This is a genomic window from Pseudoxanthomonas suwonensis 11-1 (assembly GCF_000185965.1).
Classification (GTDB): Bacteria; Pseudomonadota; Gammaproteobacteria; order Xanthomonadales; family Xanthomonadaceae; genus Pseudoxanthomonas; species Pseudoxanthomonas suwonensis_A.
Genome location: NC_014924.1, coordinates 2,595,187 through 2,613,109, shown reverse-complemented (window position 1 = coordinate 2,613,109; position 17,923 = coordinate 2,595,187). Strand labels below are relative to the sequence as shown.

General features: G+C 70.9%; 20 protein-coding genes. 7 read left to right on the top strand and 13 right to left on the bottom strand.

From position 1 onward, the window contains the following. Positions 1-9: 9 nt before the first annotated feature. The 4 genes from rnk to ahpC form a co-directional block, all read right to left on the bottom strand. On the bottom strand, positions 10-441 hold the full coding sequence (rnk, locus tag PSESU_RS11990; RefSeq protein ID WP_013536048.1) for a nucleoside diphosphate kinase regulator: 432 nt from the start codon (positions 439-441) through the stop codon (positions 10-12). 172 nt (positions 442-613) lie between these two features. After that, positions 614-1,561: a LysR substrate-binding domain-containing protein gene (locus PSESU_RS11985; protein ID WP_013536047.1), complete on the bottom strand. Its 948-nt coding sequence runs from the start codon at positions 1,559-1,561 to the stop codon at positions 614-616. Between the two features lie 52 nt (positions 1,562-1,613). Beyond that, positions 1,614-3,206, bottom strand: a complete 1,593-nt coding sequence (gene ahpF / locus PSESU_RS11980) for an alkyl hydroperoxide reductase subunit F (RefSeq protein WP_013536046.1) — start codon at positions 3,204-3,206, stop codon at positions 1,614-1,616. A 221-nt stretch (positions 3,207-3,427) separates the two neighbouring features. Then, positions 3,428-3,991, bottom strand: coding sequence for an alkyl hydroperoxide reductase subunit C (gene ahpC / locus PSESU_RS11975; protein ID WP_013536045.1), 564 nt, complete (start codon positions 3,989-3,991; stop codon positions 3,428-3,430). Between the two features lie 175 nt (positions 3,992-4,166). On the opposite strand from ahpC, the gene prmC reads away from it, so the two are divergent. After that, positions 4,167-5,006 carry a peptide chain release factor N(5)-glutamine methyltransferase gene (prmC, locus tag PSESU_RS11970; RefSeq protein WP_013536044.1) on the top strand — a complete coding sequence of 280 codons (840 nt, stop codon included), beginning with the start codon at positions 4,167-4,169 and terminating at the stop codon, positions 5,004-5,006. A gap of 68 nt (positions 5,007-5,074) precedes the next feature. Beyond that, complete coding sequence (pip, locus tag PSESU_RS11965; protein ID WP_041764924.1) at positions 5,075-6,016, top strand: prolyl aminopeptidase; 942 nt, start codon at positions 5,075-5,077, stop codon at positions 6,014-6,016. Between the two features lie 59 nt (positions 6,017-6,075). Here the strand turns inward: pip and PSESU_RS11960 are convergent, their stop codons facing one another. The 5 genes from PSESU_RS11960 to PSESU_RS11940 all read right to left on the bottom strand — a co-directional run bounded on the left by PSESU_RS11960 (position 6,076) and on the right by PSESU_RS11940 (position 9,863). After that, on the bottom strand, positions 6,076-6,813 hold the full coding sequence (locus PSESU_RS11960; RefSeq protein WP_013536042.1) for a DUF2242 domain-containing protein: 738 nt from the start codon (positions 6,811-6,813) through the stop codon (positions 6,076-6,078). A 109-nt stretch (positions 6,814-6,922) separates the two neighbouring features. Continuing rightward, a complete protein-coding gene (locus tag PSESU_RS11955; RefSeq protein WP_013536041.1) occupies positions 6,923-7,687 on the bottom strand; it encodes an N-formylglutamate amidohydrolase in 765 nt (254 codons plus the stop codon). Positions 7,688-7,700: 13 nt separating this feature from the next. Next, the gene (locus PSESU_RS11950) at positions 7,701-8,258 is read right to left on the bottom strand and encodes an NUDIX hydrolase (protein ID WP_013536040.1); all 558 of its coding nucleotides are present in this window, start codon (positions 8,256-8,258) and stop codon (positions 7,701-7,703) included. 52 nt (positions 8,259-8,310) lie between these two features. Further along, positions 8,311-9,291 carry a 5'-3' exonuclease gene (locus PSESU_RS11945; RefSeq protein WP_013536039.1) on the bottom strand — a complete coding sequence of 327 codons (981 nt, stop codon included), beginning with the start codon at positions 9,289-9,291 and terminating at the stop codon, positions 8,311-8,313. Further along, positions 9,288-9,863 carry a nitroreductase family protein gene (locus tag PSESU_RS11940; protein ID WP_013536038.1) on the bottom strand — a complete coding sequence of 192 codons (576 nt, stop codon included), beginning with the start codon at positions 9,861-9,863 and terminating at the stop codon, positions 9,288-9,290. Before PSESU_RS11940 ends, PSESU_RS11945 begins: the two co-directional genes overlap by 4 nt. 251 nt (positions 9,864-10,114) lie before the next feature. Between PSESU_RS11940 and PSESU_RS11935 the strand changes: the two genes are divergently transcribed. Together PSESU_RS11935 and PSESU_RS11930 are read left to right on the top strand one after the other, a co-directional pair. Beyond that, positions 10,115-12,502 carry a DUF1631 domain-containing protein gene (locus PSESU_RS11935; protein WP_013536037.1) on the top strand — a complete coding sequence of 796 codons (2,388 nt, stop codon included), beginning with the start codon at positions 10,115-10,117 and terminating at the stop codon, positions 12,500-12,502. Positions 12,503-12,682: 180 nt separating this feature from the next. Next, positions 12,683-13,795, top strand: coding sequence for an NAD(P) transhydrogenase subunit alpha (locus PSESU_RS11930; RefSeq protein WP_013536036.1), 1,113 nt, complete (start codon positions 12,683-12,685; stop codon positions 13,793-13,795). Positions 13,796-13,823: 28 nt separating this feature from the next. Here PSESU_RS11930 and PSESU_RS11925 read toward each other — a convergent pair whose 3' ends face one another. From PSESU_RS11925 to PSESU_RS11915, 3 genes are read right to left on the bottom strand one after another with little or no spacing between them, the layout of a single operon-like run. After that, positions 13,824-14,282 (bottom strand): DUF3106 domain-containing protein, encoded by a 459-nt coding sequence (locus PSESU_RS11925; protein WP_013536035.1) that lies wholly within the window; start codon positions 14,280-14,282, stop codon positions 13,824-13,826. A gap of 5 nt (positions 14,283-14,287) precedes the next feature. After that, on the bottom strand, positions 14,288-14,644 hold the full coding sequence (locus PSESU_RS11920; protein WP_013536034.1) for a hypothetical protein: 357 nt from the start codon (positions 14,642-14,644) through the stop codon (positions 14,288-14,290). After that, positions 14,641-15,216: an RNA polymerase sigma factor gene (locus tag PSESU_RS11915; protein WP_013536033.1), complete on the bottom strand. Its 576-nt coding sequence runs from the start codon at positions 15,214-15,216 to the stop codon at positions 14,641-14,643. Before PSESU_RS11915 ends, PSESU_RS11920 begins: the two co-directional genes overlap by 4 nt. A gap of 213 nt (positions 15,217-15,429) precedes the next feature. On the opposite strand from PSESU_RS11915, the gene PSESU_RS11910 reads away from it, so the two are divergent. From PSESU_RS11910 to PSESU_RS11900, 3 genes are read left to right on the top strand one after another with little or no spacing between them, the layout of a single operon-like run. Then, entirely contained in the window at positions 15,430-15,738 is a 309-nt protein-coding gene (locus tag PSESU_RS11910; RefSeq protein WP_013536032.1) for an NAD(P) transhydrogenase subunit alpha, read from the top strand. Next, positions 15,735-16,229, top strand: a complete 495-nt coding sequence (locus tag PSESU_RS11905) for a hypothetical protein (RefSeq protein WP_013536031.1) — start codon at positions 15,735-15,737, stop codon at positions 16,227-16,229. The genes PSESU_RS11910 and PSESU_RS11905 overlap by 4 nt, the downstream gene beginning before the upstream one ends. After that, complete coding sequence (locus PSESU_RS11900) at positions 16,226-17,656, top strand: NAD(P)(+) transhydrogenase (Re/Si-specific) subunit beta (protein WP_013536030.1); 1,431 nt, start codon at positions 16,226-16,228, stop codon at positions 17,654-17,656. The genes PSESU_RS11905 and PSESU_RS11900 overlap by 4 nt, the downstream gene beginning before the upstream one ends. Here the strand turns inward: PSESU_RS11900 and PSESU_RS16595 are convergent. After that, positions 17,622-17,828: a hypothetical protein gene (locus tag PSESU_RS16595; RefSeq protein WP_155942767.1), complete on the bottom strand. Its 207-nt coding sequence runs from the start codon at positions 17,826-17,828 to the stop codon at positions 17,622-17,624. The two genes, PSESU_RS11900 and PSESU_RS16595, sit on opposite strands and share 35 nt — an antisense overlap. Between the last annotated feature and the right edge of the window lie 95 nt (positions 17,829-17,923).

The following is a 17,923-nucleotide window of genomic DNA, read 5'->3' as shown; positions in this document are numbered from 1 at the left end:
CCTGCCAGCTCAGCGATGCAGGTCGCCGGCGGCTTCAGGCTGGTAGCGGACGCCGGTGACCCGCAGCTTGAGCGGGCGGCCACCGGGAGCCTGCCAGTCGATGCTCTGGCCCACCGACAGGCCCAGCAGCGCGCTGCCGACCGGAGCCAGCACCGACACGCGGCCCTTCTCGACATCGGCCTCGTTCGGATACACCAGGGTCAGCACGTGCTTCTCGCCGCTGGCGATGTCTTCGCACTCGACCTGCGAGTGCATGGTCACCACGTCCGCCGGCACCTGCTCGGGAGGCAGCACTTCGGCGCGGTTGAGTTCGTCCATCAGGGCGGTCGCGGCCGGGAGACGGGCCAGGACCGGGGAATCGAGCATGGCTTCCAGGCGGGCCATGTCACGGCTGGAAATGATCAGCGAAGGGGGCAGTCCGCTCGCGGGCTGGGTCGACATCGTTACACCTCGTGGTTGCGGGCGCGGATCGCGCCCATGAAGAAAAGGCGGCGCGTTTCCGCTCCGCCTTGGCTAAACAGGTTGTGGCCCCACCGTAGCCCGGAACGGGAACGGAATCAAGCGCTTGCGCGCATCGTGCCGGCGTGGCTGGCAGTACCCGGCGCCACGGGTCTCAGGCGCGCGCGGCTTCCGCTTCCGCCACGTGCGTCGGCACCGGCAGGGGCGCCAGCAGGTCCAGCGGCAGGTCGCCGACCACCGCGGCCAGGCGCACCAGGAAGCTGCCCATGGCCGAGCTGCGGCGCCACGCCATGGCCAGGCTGCGGCTCGGGTGCGAGTCGGAGAAACCCACCAGGTGGATGTTGTCCGACTGCGCCACCGGCGGCTTCACCGCCAGCATCGGCAGCAGGGTGGCGCCGACGTTGGCCGCGACCATCTGCCGCAGGGTTTCCAGGCTGGTGGCGCGGAACCCGGTCTTCTCGTGCGCGCCGGAGAGGCGGCACACGTCCAGCGCCTGCTCGCGCAGGCAGTGGCCGTCCTCCAGCAACAGCAGGCGCTGCTCGGACAGCTCGCCCAGGGTCAGGCTGGAACGGCTCGCCAGCGGATGCTGGCCCGGCACAGCGAGCACGAACGGTTCCTCGAACAGGAACTCGGTGTGCAGCTGGTCGTCGAGCACCGGCAGGGCCAGGATCGCCGCGTCCAGCCGGCCTTCGCGCAGGCGGGTGAGCAGCTCGTCGCTCTTCTCCTCCACCAGCAGCAGCTCGAGGTGGGGGAAGCGCTCACGCACGCGGGGGATGACGTGCGGCAGCAGGTAGGGGGCGAGGGTGGGGAAGATGCCAAGCCGCACCGTGCCCGCTTCCGGGTCCTGGCTGCGGCGCGCGGCTTCCTTCATCTGCTCGACCTCGGCCACGATGCGGCGGGCGCGGTCGGCGGCTTCCCGGCCGGCCGGCGTGAGCATCACCTTGCGCGGCGCGCGCTCCACCAGTGGCACGCCCAGCTCGTCCTCCAGCTTGCGGATCTGGGTGGACAGGGTGGGCTGGCTGACGAAGCAGGCCGCGGCCGCGCGGCCGAAGTGCTTGTGGTCGGCCAGGGCCACCAGGTATTTGAGGTCGCGGAGATTCATTGCCTTGGTCCGGGCGGAAACCGCGGGGCGAACCTGGGTCCGCCCCGTTGCCTCAGGCGCCGATTTCCTCCGCGGGGGCGGTGGCGGGGGCCGAGGTGCGGATCAGGTGGTCGAACGCGGCCAGCGACGCCTTGGCGCCTTCGCCCATCGCGATCACGATCTGCTTGTACGGCACGGTGGTGCAGTCGCCGGCGGCGAACACGCCCGGGACGCTGGTCTGGCCGCGGTCGTCGACCACGATCTCGCCGCGCGGGCTCAGCTCCACCGTGCCCTTGAGCCACTCGGTGTTGGGCAGCAGGCCGATCTGCACGAAGATGCCCTCCAGTTCGACGCGGTGGCTGTCGCCGCCGGCGCGATCCTTGTAGACCAGGCCGGTGACCTTCTGGCCGTCGCCCAGCACCTCGGTGGTCTGGGCACTGGTGATGATGGTCACGTTGGGCAGGCTGCGCAGCTTGCGCTGCAGCACTTCGTCCGCACGCAGCTTCGAGTCGAACTCGAACAGGGTGACGTGCGCGACGATGCCGGCCAGGTCGATGGCCGCCTCGACGCCGGAGTTGCCGCCGCCGATCACCGCCACGCGCTTGCCCTTGAACAGCGGGCCGTCGCAGTGCGGGCAGTAGGCCACGCCCTTGTTGCGGTACTGGTCCTCGCCAGGCACGTTCATCTGCCGCCAGCGCGCGCCGGTGGACAGGATCACGGTCTTCGACTTCAGCGAGGCGCCGTTGGCCAGCTTCACTTCGACCAGGCCGTCGGCGCCGGCCGGGACCAGGGCCTGCGCGCGCTGCAGGTTCATCACGTCGACTTCGTACTCGCGCACGTGCTGCTCCAGCGCCGCGGCCAGCTTCGGGCCCTCGGTGTGCTGCACGGAGATGAAGTTCTCGATCGCCATGGTGTCCAGCACCTGGCCGCCGAAACGCTCGGCTGCCACGCCGGTGCGGATGCCCTTGCGCGCGGCATAGATCGCCGCCGCGGCACCGGCCGGGCCACCGCCGACGACCAGCACGTCGAACGGGGCCTTCTTCGCGATCTTCCCGGCCTCGCGCTCCTCCGCGCCGGTATCGAGCTTGGCGACGATCTCCTCCAGGCCCATGCGGCCGGCGGCGAAGACCTCGCCGTTGAGGTAGATGGTCGGCACCGACATCACCTGGCGTTGCTCGACTTCCTCCTGGAACAGGGCGCCGTCGATGGCCACGTGCCTGATGTTGGGATTCAGCACCGCCATCAGGTTCAGCGCCTGCACCACGTCCGGGCAGTTCTGGCAGGACAGCGAGAAATAGGTCTCGAAGCGGAACTCGCCTTCCAGCGACTTCACCTGCTCGATCACGTCGGCCGCGGCCTTGGACGGATGGCCACCCACCTGCAGCAGGGCCAGCACCAGCGAGGTGAACTCGTGGCCCATCGGCAGGCCGGCGAAGCGCAGGTTGATGTCCTGGCCCGGGCTGGTGATGGCGAAGGACGGCTTGCGCTCGGCGTCGTCGCGGCGCACTTCAAGGCTCACCTGCGGCGACAGGCCTTCGATGTCCTGCAGCAGCTCCAGCATCTCCTTCGAGCCGGCGCTGTCGTCCAGCGAGGCGATCAGGTGCACCGGGCGGGTCAGGCGTTCCAGATAGGCCTGCAGCTGGGTCTTGAGGTTGGCGTCCAACATCGGTGGCGAACTCCGGTAGGGATTGCGAGGGTCTGGCGGCGGGCAAGCCGCCACCATGGCGCCCGCTCGCGGCGGGTGCCAGTGGATGGGGAAGTGGACCGGAGCCGACGCTGCCTGCGTGGCGTGCCGCGCGGGCGGCTGCGTGGGCGCGATGGCTCCGGTCCACTCCCCCGCCGTAGGGCAGGGGAGGGATGCCCCGGCGAGGCCGGGGCGGGTACGGCTTAGATCTTGCCGACCAGGTCCAGCGACGGAGCAATGGTCTTGGCGCCTTCCTTCCACTTGGCCGGGCAGACCTGGCCCGGGTTGGCGGCGACGAACTGGGCAGCCTTCAGCTTGCGCAGGGTCTCGGAGACGTCGCGGGCGATGGCGTTGTCGTGGATCTCGAGGGTCTTGATCACGCCTTCCGGGTTGATGATGAAGGTGCCGCGCAGGGCCAGGCCTTCTTCCTCGATGTGCACGCCGAAAGCGCGGGTCAGCTGGTGGGTCGGGTCGCCGACCAGCGGGAACTGGGCCTTGCCAACCGCCGGCGAGGTCTCGTGCCACACCTTGTGCGAGAAGTGGGTGTCGGTGGTCACGATGTAGACCTCGGCACCGGCCTTCTGGAACTCGGCGTAGTTGTCGGCGGCGTCCTCGACCTCGGTCGGGCAGTTGAAGGTGAAGGCAGCCGGCATGAAGATCACGACCGACCACTTGCCCTTCAGGTCGGCATCGGTGACTTCGATGAACTCGCCGTTGCGGAAGGCATTGGCCTTGAAGGGCTGGACAGCGGTGTTGATCAGGGACATGGGTCCTCTCTCGCGTTGGGGTGGAAAACTGAGACGCCATGCTAGGCGTTCGTGATAGGCAGGGCAAATCAATTGATAGGATTGGATAGATAGATCTTGTCTATCAAGACCGCAGGATTCTCATCTGATCCTGCGACCCATTGGCAATCTGCCCGGCCTCGTTCATGGTGGCGCGATGGAACAATCCCAAGCTCCCACCCCGAAAACCCTCCTCGGCGAAGCCAATGGCCGCCTGCCGCGGGAAGACGCCGAGCCCCTGCTCCTGCATGCCCTGCAACAGGACCGCGCCTGGCTGTTCGCCCACGGCGACGACCCGGTGGACCCGGCGAAAGCCGAGGCCTATCGCGCCCTGCTAGGGCGCAGGCTGGCCGGCGAACCGGTGGCCTACCTGACCGGGCACCGCGGTTTCTGGACGCTGGACCTGGAAACCACCCCCGAAACCCTGATCCCGCGCCCGGAAACCGAACTGCTGGTCGAGCTGGCGTTGGGGCGCCTCCCGGTTGACGAGCCGGTGCGGGTGGCCGACCTGGGCACCGGCACCGGAGCCATCGCCCTGGCCATCGCCAGCGAGCGCCCGCTGGCGGCGGTGGTCGCCACCGACGTGGCCAAGGCCACGCTGGCGGTGGCGGTGCGCAATGCCCAGGCCAATGGCGTGGGCAACGTCTGGTTCCGCCGTGGCGACTGGTGCCAGGCCCTGGGTCGCGACCGCTTCGACCTGGTCGCCAGCAACCCGCCGTATATCGCCGAGGGCGACCGGCACCTGTCCGAGGGCGACCTGCGCCACGAGCCGGCGCGCGCGCTGTCCTCCGGCGCCGACGGGCTGGATGCGATCCGCACCATCGTGGCGACCGCGCCGGACCACCTGGTTCCCGGCGGCTGGCTGCTGCTGGAACATGGCTATGACCAGGGTGCTGCGGTACGGGCACTGCTGGAGCAGGCCGGCTTCGTCGAGGTCGCCACCGCGCAGGACCTGGAGCAGCGCGACCGGGTCAGCCTGGGGCGTCGCCCGGGCTGAGGCACCCTTCCAGGGACGGCCATGGGCGGCCCGATACAATGGATGCTTTCAGCCGCAAGGAATCCCGCATGCGCAGCCTGTACCCCGAGATCGAACCGTATTCGACCGGCACCTTGAAGGTCGATGATCGCCACGAGCTGTACTTCGAGGAGTGCGGCAACCCGGACGGCAAGCCGGTGGTGATGCTGCACGGCGGCCCCGGCGGCGGCTGCACCGCGAAGATGCGCCGTTTCCACGACCCGGCGAAGTACCGCATCGTCCTGTTCGACCAGCGTGGCTCCGGCCGCTCGACCCCGCACGCCGACCTGGTCGACAACACCACCTGGGACGTGGTCGCCGACATCGAGAAGCTGCGCGAGAAGCTGGGCATCGAGCGCTGGCAGGTGTTCGGTGGCAGCTGGGGCTCGACCCTGGCCCTGGCCTATGCCGAGACCCATCCGCAGCGGGTTACCGAGCTGGTCCTGCGCGGCATTTTCATGCTGCGCCGCTGGGAGCTGGAGTGGTTCTACCAGGAGGGCGCCAACCGCCTGTTCCCGGATGCGTGGGAGCACTACGTCAAGGCAATCCCGCCGGTGGAGCGGCATGACCTGATCTCGGCCTTCCACCGCCGCCTGACCAGCGAGGACGAGGCCACCCGCCTGGCCGCGGCGAAGGCCTGGAGCGTGTGGGAAGGCGCGACCAGCTTCCTCCACGTCGACGACGACTTCGTCAACAGCCACGAGGATCCGCAGTTCGCCCTGGCCTTCGCCCGGATCGAGAACCACTACTTCGTCAACGGCGGCTTCTTCGAGGTCGAGGACCAGCTGCTGCGCGATGCGCACCGCATCGCCGACATCCCCGGCGTGATCGTGCACGGCCGCTACGACGTGGTCTGCCCTCTGCAGAACGCCTGGGACCTGCACAAGGCCTGGCCGAAGGCCAGGCTCCAGATCACGCCGGCCTCGGGCCACTCCGCGTTCGAGGCCGAGAACGTGGACGCGCTGGTACGGGCGACCGACGCGTTCGCCTGAGGTCCGGGCTGCCGCAGTGATGTTTGCCGGCGGCCATCATGCCGTCGGCGATCCCCCGTCTACTCGCCGGACGGCGGCCGCTCCACGGGCGCGGGTTCCAGTACCGGCACCGCGGGCGCGGCAGCCGGTGTTTCGGCCGGGGTGGCTGGCGGCGGCGCCGGCAGCTCCTCGATCCGCAGCGCGCCGGGTAGTTCGCCAGGGGTCGGTTGCGGGTACTGCGGCATCGGGAACAGCATCGGCTGCACCTGTGCCGCCGGCTTGGCCGGGCGCTCGATCTCCTCCGGCAGGAAGCGCTCGAGCACGCCGAAGAACCGCTTGTAGAAGGTCGAATCCTGCAGGGTCTCGCTGGCCACCTTGACCAGCGAATCCTCGGTCGAACCGATCGGCAGCGACACCGAACCCAGCGCGCTCACGCCCAGGCTGGCCGAGGTGTTGTTGCGGCGGAGCACGTAGCGGTCCTGCACGGCGTTGACGAACACCACGGTCTGCTGGTCGCCGCGCAGCTGCGGCATGCACACCGCGCGGAACTCGACCTGCTCGTGGCTGTCGTCGTGCTGGAAGTACTTGCGTGCCTCGACCACGTCGGCCTCGGCGCGCCCGACCACGAAACCCTGGCTCAGCAGCGCGCGGCGCGCGGCCTCGCAGGTCTGGCCCGGCGAGTGGTCGAAGCTGCGCGAATACGTGTTGGACGATTCGAAGGTCTCGAACGCCGAACGGTCCGGCACGCTGCGACCGAAGGCGCATCCGGTCAGCAGGACCAGCAGGGCGAACGGAGCGATGGAGCGATGGCCTGGCATGGTGACTCGGTGGAACAGGAGGGCCGGGCGAGTATGCCGGATGCGGCCGCCATCGGACGAGACCGGTGGAAACGTTTCCGCCGGGGGTGGACCGACATTGCCGGTGCGTTCAGCTGGTGAAGCCGGTTTCCAGCGCCGGGAGGATGCGCGCCAGCCGCTGCGCCCACAGCAGCTGCCCGGCCTCGTCGGCGATCAGGTCCTGGCGGATCTCCAGCTCCACGTGTGGCAGGCCGCGGGCCTCGCCGTGGACCGGGATCGCGTAGTCGCTGGTCGCGGTCACCGCGTAGGGCTGGTTGTCGCCGACCACCAGGTCGCCCTCCGCGCGCAGGGCCGCGAGCAGGGCGTGCGGCAGGGCGGTATGGCGGTGGTAGAGCACGCCGCAGTGCCACGGCCGCTCGAACCCGGCCATCGCCGGGGTGAAGCTGTGCAGGGTCGCCAGCAGGGTCGGGCGGCCCTGGGCCGCGCGCTGGTCCAGCGCCGCGGCGATGGTGTCGTGGTACGGCTTGAAGATTTCCAGCTGGCGCGCGGCGCGGGCTTCGTCGGCCAGGCCCAGGTTGGCCGGTACCGCGGTGCCGTCGCTGGCCTCGACGATCGAGGTCGGCGATTCCGGCGGCCGGTTGCAGTCGATCACCAGCCGCGAGTACGGCTGCAGGATGGTCCAGGCGTCGAGCAGGCCGGCCAGCTGCCGGGCAACGCCGGCGATGCCGATGTCCCAGCCGATATGGCGGTCGATCCCGCCCGGGGGCAGGCGGAGGTCCCCGAGCGCGCGCGGGATGGCCTGGCCGGCGTGGTCGACCACGAACAGCCAGGGCGAGCGGCCCTGCGGGTGGAGCAGTTCCAGCGGTGCCGGGTCGCCTTCCTGGAGCAGCTGCATGCCGGCGCGGGGATCAGGGGGCACGCGGGGTTCCGTCGAGTTCGTGCTCGATCATCCACAGCCCGGCCCAGAGCTTGGCGTCCAGCTGGTAGCCGGCGCGCATCTTCCCGACCAGCCAGGCCGCGGCCGAAGCGCGCGGGACCTCGTGCACGGTGATGTCCTCGCTGGCGTCGCCGCCGCCGGCGCCGACCTTGCGCAGCCCGGTGGCGCGCACGAAGGCGACCTTCTCGCTGCTGGCGCCGGAGGAGGTGGGGCCGACCAGCAGCACCTCGGCGTGCTCCGCGGTCCAGCCGGTTTCCTCTTCAAGCTCGCGCACCGCGGAAACCTCGATCGACTCGCCGGCATCGATGTCGCCGACCAGGCCGGCCGGCATCTCGATGGTGCGTGCCTGCAGCGGCACCCGGAACTGTTCGACGAACAGCACGCGGTCGTCCGGGGTCACCGCGACGATGATCGCGGCCAGCCCGCCGGCATGGGTGCGTTCGGAGTATTCCCAGGTCCCGCGCACGACCATGCGCTGGTACTTGCCTTCGTAGACGACGCGCGGCGCGTCCCTGTCATTGGTATCCATGCGCCGATGCTAAGCCGGAACGGCCGGGTGCGTCAGCCGCGCCGGACGCGGCTCAGGCCGGGGCGCCCGGATGCCAGGCGGGCGGCGCCTGCTCTTCCAGCCCGGCGGCCATGCGCAGCCGGCGCCGGGTCATCGGTCCGAAGCGCAGGGTATTGGCCAGGGCGTCGAGCATTTCCGGGTCGGCCTCGCCGCGCGGCGTGGCCGCTTCGGCATACCCCAGCGGGGCATCGCAGGCGATGGTGGTCAGCTGGCGGAACAGCAGGGCCAGCTCGCGCTGCTCGCGCAGCCGCGCCGCGACCTGGGCGGCACCGCGCAGGCGCAGGAAGGCGACCTCGTCCACCCGCGCCAGCAGTTCGTCCAGGCTGCCGAAGTGGGACAGCAGGATCGCCGCGGTCTTGGCGCCGATGCCGCCCACGCCGGGGATGTTGTCCACCGCGTCGCCGGTCAGGGCCAGGTAGTCCGCGATCTGGTGCGCGTGCACGCCGTGGCGGGCCTTCACCCCGGCCGCGCCCCAGCGCAGGCCGCGGGCGAAGTCCCACTGCTCGTCGTGCTCGCCCAGCAGCTGGGACAGGTCCTTGTCGGCCGAGACGATCACCCCGCGGAAGCCGGCCGGGCGGGCGCGATACAGGGCCGTGCCGATCAGGTCGTCGGCCTCGTATTCGGTGTGCGCCAGGACGGCCAGCCCCAGCGCCGCGCACAGCGCCTTGCAGTGGGCGAACTGGCGGCGCAACTCGTCCGGCGCCGGCTCGCGGTTGCCCTTGTAGGCCGGGTAGATGCGGTGGCGGAAGCAGCTGTCCAGCGCCTCGTCGAAGGCGATGGCGATATGCCCCGGACGCTCGCGCTCCAGCAGTTCCAGCAGGAAGCGGGCGAAGCCGTGCACGGCGTTGGTCGGCCAGCCCTGGGCGTCGCGGAACTCGTCCGGCATCGAATGCCAGGCGCGGAACACGTAGAGGCTGGCGTCGACCAGGTACAGCGATCCGCGCGGCACGTCGGCCGCCGGAGCGATCGGGAGACCGGCGTCGTCCAGGCTCACGGGGCCCAGTCCGACAGCAGGCTGCGCGGATCCGGGCGGTCGCGCTCGGGTGCATCGGTCTTCGCGGTGCCGATGTGGATGAAGCCGACGATGCGCTCGTCGGGCCCCAGGCCCAGCAGGCGCACGACCTCCGGGTCGTAGGCCATCCACGCCGTCAGCCACTGTGCGCCGAAGCCCAGCGCCTGGGCCGCCTGCAGCAGGGCGAAGCAGGCGCAGCCGGCGGTCAGCAGCTGCTCCTGCTCGGGGACCTTGTGCCCGGCCTGGATGCGGGCGACCACCGCCACCACCACCGGCGCATGGGAGAAGCGCAGGCGGTCCTTTTCCACCGCCGCGGGCGGGGCCTGGGGGTCGCGCTGCAGGGTGCGGGCGGCCAGGAACTCCCCCAGCGCGTGGCGGGCGTCGCCGGCGATGCGCAGGAACCGGAACGGCACCAGCTTGCCGTGATCGGGCACCCGTACCGCCGACTGCAGCATGCGCAGCAGGGTGGCCTCGTCGGGGCCGGGCTCGCCGAGCTGCTTGGACGGGACGGAGCGACGCTGGTCGAGCGCCTCCAGGGCGGGGGAGGTGGGCATATCCGGGCCTTGCTGGGCGACTGCGGTCGCCGAAGTCGTTGATTATAGGTGTCGTCCGCACCGGCCGTCGGAATGTGGAGGGCGCGCGAAGGCGGTCTGGAAACCGCCTGTTAAAGTTCCTGACCGGGAAACCCTGAAGTGCCTACTTGATCACGGTCAGGTATGGCGGCAGCACGTACGATTCGGTGGCGGTCGAGGGAAACCGCCCCCGTAGTCGAACGTCTCCGTCATGCGTGCCGGAGCCCACGTGCATGAGCCCAGCCCAAGCAGAATTCCGCCGCGAGCGAGCCCCTGACGCCACCCTGCTAGCGCAGGCGCGGGAGTCGTTCCTGCCCGCGCTGGGCGAGGCCTTCTCGGTGGCCGTGGCCCGCTACGACGACGTCCTGTTCGACCGCGCCGAGCGCGCCGGGGCGTCGCAGCTGCTGTTCCTGGATGGCATGCGCGAACTGCGCCGCCAGCGCGAGGTGATCGTCGCCCGTTTCCGCGAACACATGGACCGGGCCTGGCGCGCGCTGGAGGACGGCGAGCCGCTTTCGGCCGAGGGCGCCCTGTCCGGCCAGGAGGCCGGCCTGAGCCTGGTCCCCGAACACGAACTGGAATCGCGCCTGGCCGCGCGCAACCTCGCCGCCGCGCTGCTGCGCGAGTGCAAGGAAGTGCTGGCCCGGCTCGACCGCCGGCTGGCCTGGATCGCCGGCGGCGACAGCCTGGACGCTGACAGCAACCCGGTCGGCCCCGAACACATCGGCGTGGCCGTGCACCAGGCCTTCTCCGCCTGCGAGCTGGCGCCGGAAGTGCGCCTGGTCCTGATCAAGCTGTGCGAGCGCGACCTGGCGCCGCTGGTGGCCCGCCTGTACGAGGGCCTGGACCAGCGCCTGGTCCGCGCCGGCGCCCTCAACCAGCCCCAGGCCACGCGCGCGCCCGACCGCGCTCCGCCGCCGCCGCGGCCCGCGCCGCAGGCTGACGAACTGTTCGAGCGCGTGCCCGAGGAGCCCAATGCCGGCCGCAGCTGGAGTGAGGCCCCGGTCGAGGACTATTCCCCGGCCTGGGCTGCGCGCTTCATGGAGCGCTGGGCGGGCCAGCGCTCGGCCATGGAGAACGCCGCCGCTGCCGCGTCCGCGGCGACCGGTGCGCCCGCCGGTCCCGGCGGCGTGCTGCCGAACGACCCGGCCGCTCAGGGCATGCTGCTGGAAGCCCTGCACCACCTGCTCGAGCACAGCCGCGAGCTGCGCGGCGGCGCCGAGCAGGCCGCGGGCACCATCCGCAACGCCCAGGGCCAGCAGCGTTCGCTGAGCCAGCGCGAGATGCTGTCGGTGCTGTCGCTGCTGCAGGCCACGCCGACCGCAACCCTGCGCGCGGCCATCGGCGACCAGCAGGAGTCGCTGTCGCAGCGGCTCAAGAGCGAAGTGCTGGCCAACGCCAGCCAGCTGGGCCTGGATCCGTCCAGCGCCCGCCTCGATCCCAAGGACGAGGACGCGATCGACCTGGTCGGCATGCTGTTCGACGTGCTGCTGGACGAGCGCGACCTCAGCGGGCGCCCGCGCGAGCTGATCGGCCGCCTGGTCGTGCCGTTCGTGAAGGTGGCGCTGCTGGACCGGCGCATGTTCGTGCAGAAGACCCATCCGGCCCGGCGCCTGCTCAATGCGCTGGCCGAGGCCTGCGAAGGCAACCAGGGCGAGAGCGCCGCCGAGCGCACCCTGCTGGCCAAGGTCGAGGAGATCATCGAGCGCCTGGTGGCCGAGTTCAACGAGAACCTGGCCATCTTCATGACCCTGGAAGAGGAGTTCCGCGAATTCCTCGAGCAGCACCGCCGCCGGGTCGAGATCACCGAGCGCCGCGCCGCCGAGATCCAGCGTGGCCAGGAGCGGCTCGAGCAGGCGCGCCAGCGCGCCCAGGCCGAGCTGGAGGCGCGGGTCGAGGGCGTGGAACTGCCGCGCGCGATCGCCGAGTTCCTGCACAACGCCTGGCAGCACCACGTCACCCTCGCGCTGCTGCGCGAAGGCGACACCGGCGATGCCTTCGTCGAGGCCATGGCGCTGGCCGACGGCATGCTGGACGAGGTCGCCGAGGCGCGCAGCCACGTGGCCGGCAAGGACTGGCTGCAGGCCTGGCATCCGGCCCTGTTCAAGGTGCTGGCCAGCGTGGGCCTGCACGGCGACGCCGCCAGCGCCGCCATCGTCGCCATGAGCGACACCCTGCAGGCCGTGGCCACCGCCAACCCGCAGATGGAAAAGACCCTGCCCGAGCTGCCGGCCGTGGCCCTGCCGCAACCGGCGCCGGTGGAGAACAGCCCGGTCGACGTGGCCGGCCTCGGCGCCGAGGCGCAGGAGTTCGACAACGCCGACGTCGAGCAGATCCGCGCGCTGCCGGTCGGTACCTGGCTGGACTTCATCGACAAGGAAGGCCGGGTGCAGCCGGGCAAGCTGTCCTGGGTCAGCCCGATCTCGCAGCGCCTGCTGTTCGTCAACCGCCGCGGCGTGCGCTTCTGCGTGGCCTCGGCCGAGGAGCTGGCGGTGATGGTGCGGATGGGCCGCCTGCGCATGCACGTGGCCGACGAGGGCGCGTTCGACGCCGCGATGCAGGGCGTGATCGACCGCCTCGACACCGTGCTCGCCACCCGCGGCGCGGCCACCCTGCACTGAGCCACGCGGGCGCGTGTCGCGCCCGCTCCCCTGCCGATTGCCGGGCGCGGCCTCCGCCGCGCGCCCATCGCCGCGCGCGCCCGCACGTCATGGCCGATGCATGCCGCTGAAACCAAACGGACCGCGGCGACCGGCGTTTGCTAGCATCCGGGCGATCCGACATCGCGAGGGGAACGCGGCATGGCAGTGGAAGTGCTGGTGCTGAAGGAAACCGCCGCGGGCGAGCGCCGCGTCGCCGCCACGCCGGAAACGGTGCGCAAGCTGGTTGCCGCGGGCGCCACCGTGCGGGTCGAGCCGGGCGCCGGACTGGGTGCGGGCGTCACCGACCAGGCCTATGCCGAGGCTGGGGCGGTGCTGGCCGCCGGCGAGGCCCGCGCCGCCGCCGAGGTTGTGCTGTGCGTGCAGCCGCCGCCGGCCGGGGCCCTCGGCGCGCTGCGCGAGGGTGCGGTGCTGGTCGGCATGCTGCATCCGCAGGCCGACGAGGCCCGCGCCGCCGCCCTGCAGGCACGCGGCATCCGTTCCTTCCCGCTTGAGCGCCTGCCGCGTACCACCCGCGCCCAGGCCATGGACGTGCTCAGCTCGCAGGCCGGCATGGCCGGTTACAAGGCGGTGCTGATCGCTGCACAGCTGGCACCGCGCTTCTTCCCGATGCTGACCACCGCCGCCGGCACCATCCGCCCGTCCAGGGTGCTGATCGTCGGCGCCGGCGTGGCCGGCCTGCAGGCCATCGCCACCGCGCGCCGGCTGGGCGCGCAGGTGGAGGGTTTCGACGTGCGTCCGGAAACCCGCGAGCAGATCGAGTCGCTGGGCGGCAAGTTCCTGGACCTGGGCGTCAGCGCCGCGGGCGAGGGTGGCTACGCGCGCGCGCTGACCGACGAGGAGCGCGCCGAGCAGCAGCGCCGCCTGGCCGAGCATGTGCGCAACATCGACGTGATCGTGTGCACCGCCGCGGTACCGGGGCGGCCGGCGCCGAAGATCATCAGCGCGGCGATGGTGGACGGGATGAAGCCCGGCAGCGTGATCGTGGACCTGGCCGCCGAGACCGGCGGCAACTGCGAACTGACCGTGCGCGGCGAGACCATCGACCACCAGGGCGTGACAGTTGCCGGTCCGCTCAACCTCGCCAGCATGGGCGCGGTGCATGCCAGCGAGATGTACGCGCGCAACGTCTACAACTTCGTGGCCCTGTTCCTGAAGGACGGCGCGCTGTCCTTCGACTGGAACGACGAACTGTTGGCGAAAACCGCCTGGCCGGAACCGCCGGCCACGCCCGCGGCAGTCGACGCGGCCTGAGCCGCGTCGCGTTCCGGCAACGCCGCCCTCAGCGGCCCCTGCCGCCTTCCGGCGCCGGGTGCTTGCGCAGCCACTCCTGGCGCTGGGCGGGACTCATCCGTGCCCAGTCCTTGCGGAACTGCTCGCGCTGCTCCGGGCTCATGTCGCGGGTGGCGGCGAAGATCGCCCGCGCGATCCTGCGCTGTTCCGGATCCATCTGCTCGAAGCGGTGCACGCCCTTGCGGGCCCGCTCGCGAGCCTCCGGCGGCAGCGCCTTCCAGCGTTTGGCGTGCTCGAGCATGCGCGCGCGTTCCTGCGGTTGCGCGTTCCAGCGGTCGCGCAGCGGCGAGATGAGCAGCTCGCGCTGTTCGGCGCTCAGCTGTTCCCAGGCCGGCAGTTCCGCCTGGCGGCTGGCCGCGGGCGCGGTGTCCGCGTGGGCGTCGGCGGCGATGGCAAGGCCGGGCAGCAGCAGGGCGGCCGTCAGGCTGAGGGTCAGGCGAAGTTCCATGGCGCTCACTCCAGGGCCAGGGCGGTGACGTCGGCCGACGCCAGCCACAGGTAGAAGCCGGGATCCTCTTCCAGGGTCGCGGCCGGATCCACGACCGTGGCCATGGCCGGGCCCGCGTTGCCGGCATCCGGTGCCGGCAGGCCCGGATCCGGGCGCAGCGCCACCGCCACGACCAGGGCCGCGGCCACGGCGCCACCGGCCAGCCACGGCGGCAGCCGCCACCATGGACGTGCGGTGCCGGCCGCCATCGCTTGCTGGCGTGCCCGGCGCAGGCGCGCACGCACCTCGGGCGAGACATGCGCCAGCGCTTCGGCGTGCAGCTGCCGGGCGCGACGGTCGATGGGTTCGGGCGCGGTCGTCACAGGACGTCCTCCAGTTGCAAGTTCAGGGCCTGCCGCGCACGCGACAGGTGGGTTTTCACCGAGCCTTCCGAACAGCCCATCACCTGGGCGGTGGTGGCCACGTCCAGCTCCTCCAGCACGCGCAGGGTGAAGGCCTCGCGCTGGCGTGCCGGCAGGGTGCGCAGCGCCTCGACCAGGCGCGCGTAGGTCTCGCCGCGCTCCTGGGTCTCGGCCGGGCCGGGGCCGGTGTCGGCCCAGTCGATGCCGGTGTCCTCGCCGCGCGGATCGTCGTTGGCCACTGCCGGCAGCATCCAGCGCAGGCGGAAGCGCGAGCGCCGCTGCAGGTCGATGATCCGGCGCCGCAGGATGCTCCAGAACAGCGGCGTCCACTCGGCGGCCGGGCGGTCCTGGTAGGCGATCATGCGCATCATCGCGTCCTGAACCGCGTCCAGGGCGTCGTCGCGGTTGCGCAGGCCGGCCTCGGCGAAACGGAACGCGCGGGTGCCGACCTCGGCCAGGAACGCGTCCAGCGAACCCCAGGCCGCGGCGGCGGGCGCTTCCATCTCGGGCGGTGCGGGCGTGGTCACCAGCACAGCTTAGCGGCCGGCGGGCGATTGCCGCGTCGGACCGGAGCCGGCGGCGGATGCGCGTGGCGACAGCAGGAGCGGCGGTTTCATCTGCACCCTTCCGAGTGGGATCGACATGCCAGTAAACGCGCGGGCAGGGCCGCGGTTGACAGCCGCCTTCCGGGTTCAGGCTGCGGTTATCATCCGGACGGGCGTGTGCCCGGGGAGAGTCAGGACGCCATGAACGACGGTTTCGTAGCGCTGTACATCTTCATGCTCGCGGCGATCGCGGGCCACGTGATCATCTCGCGGGTGCCGGTGATCCTGCATACGCCGCTGATGTCCGGCTCCAACTTCATCCATGGCGCGGTGCTTATCGGCGCGATGGTGGTCCTGGGACATGCCGATACCACGCTGGAGAAGGCGCTGGGCTTCATCGCCGTGGCCCTGGGCGCGGGCAACGCGGCGGGCGGCTACGTGGTGACCGAGCGCATGCTCGACATGTTCAAGAGCAGCCGGAAGCCGGCCGCCGGCGCAGGTGGCAAGTGAGCGGCCATGAGGCGGCGGCGCGCGGCCGGTACGGCTCGCGCCAGCTGTTCCAGGTGGCGAGCTACCTGCAGTACCCGTTCATGCTGCTGGCCCTGGCCTACGTGATCCGGCCCTACACCAACGGCTTCTCCACGATCTTCGCCGACCTCAACCTGGCCATGCTGCACGCCGGCATCGGTATCGGTTTCTCCTCGCTGCAGGATCCGACGACCACCCAGAACGAGGTGTCGCGCCGGGTCTTGGAGGATCCGCGCAAGGGCAGCCGGATGATCGGGTTCATCGCCGCCGCCGTGGTGCTGAGTCTCGGCAGCGGCGTGGCCGGGCTTTACCTGGGCGGCGCGCGCTGGTCGCAGCTGGCGATGGGCCTGGTGGGGCTGGGCCTGGGCATGTTCGCGCTGCTGAAGACCGCGATCGGGATGTTCGAACACCATCGACTGGACCGTAACCCGTCGCGCGCGGCGCGCACGGGCAACGAAGGGGACGAGGCATGAGTGGCGGCGAATTCGATATCCGTACCTGGCTGGTCGGTGCCAGCTACCTGGTGGCGGCCACGCTGTTCCTGCTCGGCCTGCAGCGCATGGCCTCGCCGGCCACCGCGCGCAGCGGCATCCGCTGGGCGGGGCTGGGCATGCTGGTGGCGACTTTCGCGACCTTCCTGCTGCCGGGCCTGCACAACCTGCCGCTGATCGTCACCGCGCTGGTGCTGGGCACGGTGGTGGCCTGGGTCTCCGGCAAGAAGGTGGCGATCACCGACATGCCGCAGATGGTGGCCCTCTACAACGGCATGGGCGGCGGTTCGGCCGCGGCGATCGGTGCGGTGGAACTGCTGCGCTATTCCAGCCTGGTCCACGCCGTGCCCGGCGGGGTGCCGGTGGCCGGCCCCGGCGTGGTGGTGCTGTCGCTGGCGGTACTGGGTTCGGCGATCGGCGCGGTGTCGCTGTCCGGTTCGATCATCGCCTGGGCCAAGCTCGACGGCCGCCTCGACAAGCGCCTGGTGTTCCCCGGCCAGCAGGCGTTCAACCTGCTGGTCGCACTGGCGATGGTGGTGCTGGGCGCGTGGGCGGCCATCAGCCTGCAGCCGGCGGTGATCATCGGCTTCTTCGTGCTTGCCCTGCTGCTGGGCGTGCTGATGACCCTGCCGATCGGCGGCGCCGACATGCCGGTGGTGATCTCGCTGTACAACGCGTTCACCGGCCTGGCGGTGTCGTTCGAAGGCTACGTGCTGGGCAACGAGGCGCTGATCATTGCCGGCATGATGGTCGGCGCGGCAGGCATCCTGCTGACCAGGCTGATGGCCAAGGCGATGAACCGGCCGATCTCCGGCGTGCTGTTCGGCAGCTTCGGCGGTGGTGGCCAGGCGCAGGAGATCAGCGGCTCGCAGAAGCCGATCGAGGCCGGCGACGTGGCCGCGATGATGGCCTACGCCGAGCGCGTGGTGATTGTCCCCGGCTACGGCCTGGCGGTGGCCCAGGCCCAGCACAAGATCTGGGAACTGGCGCAGCGCCTGATCGAGCGCGGGGTGAAGGTGAAGTTCGCCATCCATCCGGTGGCCGGACGCATGCCCGGGCACATGAACGTGCTGCTGGCCGAGGCCGGCGTGCCCTACGACCTGATCGCCGACATGGACGACATCAACCCGGAGTTCCCGAACACCGACGTGTCGCTGGTGATCGGTGCCAACGACGTGGTCAACCCGGTCGCCAGGACCGATCCGGCCAGCCCGATCTACGGCATGCCGATCCTGGACGTGGTCGAGTCGAAGAACACCATCGTCATCAAGCGCGGCAAGGGCACGGGCTTTGCCGGCATCGAGAACGCGCTTTTCTATGCCGACAACACCCGCATGCTCTACGGCGACGGCGCCGAGATGGCCAACGCCCTGGTCAGCGAACTGAAGGCGCTGGACGGCGGCCACTGACGCCGCGATGGCGCCTGGTCGTTACCGGGCGCCATCCTCCCCAGAACCGCTGCTGGTACTTCATGTACACGAACCGGCCGATGTCGAACTGGCCGGTGGGCACGTTGGCGCTGGGCTGGCTGTACAGCACCGGGCCGACGTGGTCGAACACGTTGTTGGCCCCGATTGCCACCGTCGCCTCCCAGGGCGCGTTCCAGCGCAGCTCGAGGTCGTGGAAGGTGTTGGCCCCGACCTTCCTGGTCGCGCGCGTATGCGCCGGATTCGCGG

Excerpts from the sequence above, each read along its gene's own strand:
- rnk (WP_013536048.1), bottom strand. The coding sequence starts at position 441 with ATGTCGACCCAGCCCGCGAGCGGACTGCCCCCTTCGCTGATCATTTCC.
- PSESU_RS11985 (WP_013536047.1), bottom strand. The coding sequence starts at position 1,561 with ATGAATCTCCGCGACCTCAAATACCTGGTGGCCCTGGCCGACCACAAG.
- ahpF (WP_013536046.1), bottom strand. The coding sequence starts at position 3,206 with ATGTTGGACGCCAACCTCAAGACCCAGCTGCAGGCCTATCTGGAACGC.
- ahpC (WP_013536045.1), bottom strand. The coding sequence starts at position 3,991 with ATGTCCCTGATCAACACCGCTGTCCAGCCCTTCAAGGCCAATGCCTTC.
- prmC (WP_013536044.1), top strand. The coding sequence starts at position 4,167 with ATGGAACAATCCCAAGCTCCCACCCCGAAAACCCTCCTCGGCGAAGCC.
- pip (WP_041764924.1), top strand. The coding sequence starts at position 5,075 with ATGCGCAGCCTGTACCCCGAGATCGAACCGTATTCGACCGGCACCTTG.
- PSESU_RS11960 (WP_013536042.1), bottom strand. The coding sequence starts at position 6,813 with ATGCCAGGCCATCGCTCCATCGCTCCGTTCGCCCTGCTGGTCCTGCTG.
- PSESU_RS11955 (WP_013536041.1), bottom strand. The coding sequence starts at position 7,687 with ATGCAGCTGCTCCAGGAAGGCGACCCGGCACCGCTGGAACTGCTCCAC.
- PSESU_RS11950 (WP_013536040.1), bottom strand. The coding sequence starts at position 8,258 with ATGGATACCAATGACAGGGACGCGCCGCGCGTCGTCTACGAAGGCAAG.
- PSESU_RS11940 (WP_013536038.1), bottom strand. The coding sequence starts at position 9,863 with ATGCCCACCTCCCCCGCCCTGGAGGCGCTCGACCAGCGTCGCTCCGTC.
- PSESU_RS11935 (WP_013536037.1), top strand. The coding sequence starts at position 10,115 with ATGAGCCCAGCCCAAGCAGAATTCCGCCGCGAGCGAGCCCCTGACGCC.
- PSESU_RS11930 (WP_013536036.1), top strand. The coding sequence starts at position 12,683 with ATGGCAGTGGAAGTGCTGGTGCTGAAGGAAACCGCCGCGGGCGAGCGC.
- PSESU_RS11925 (WP_013536035.1), bottom strand. The coding sequence starts at position 14,282 with ATGGAACTTCGCCTGACCCTCAGCCTGACGGCCGCCCTGCTGCTGCCC.
- PSESU_RS11910 (WP_013536032.1), top strand. The coding sequence starts at position 15,430 with ATGAACGACGGTTTCGTAGCGCTGTACATCTTCATGCTCGCGGCGATC.
- PSESU_RS11900 (WP_013536030.1), top strand. The coding sequence starts at position 16,226 with ATGAGTGGCGGCGAATTCGATATCCGTACCTGGCTGGTCGGTGCCAGC.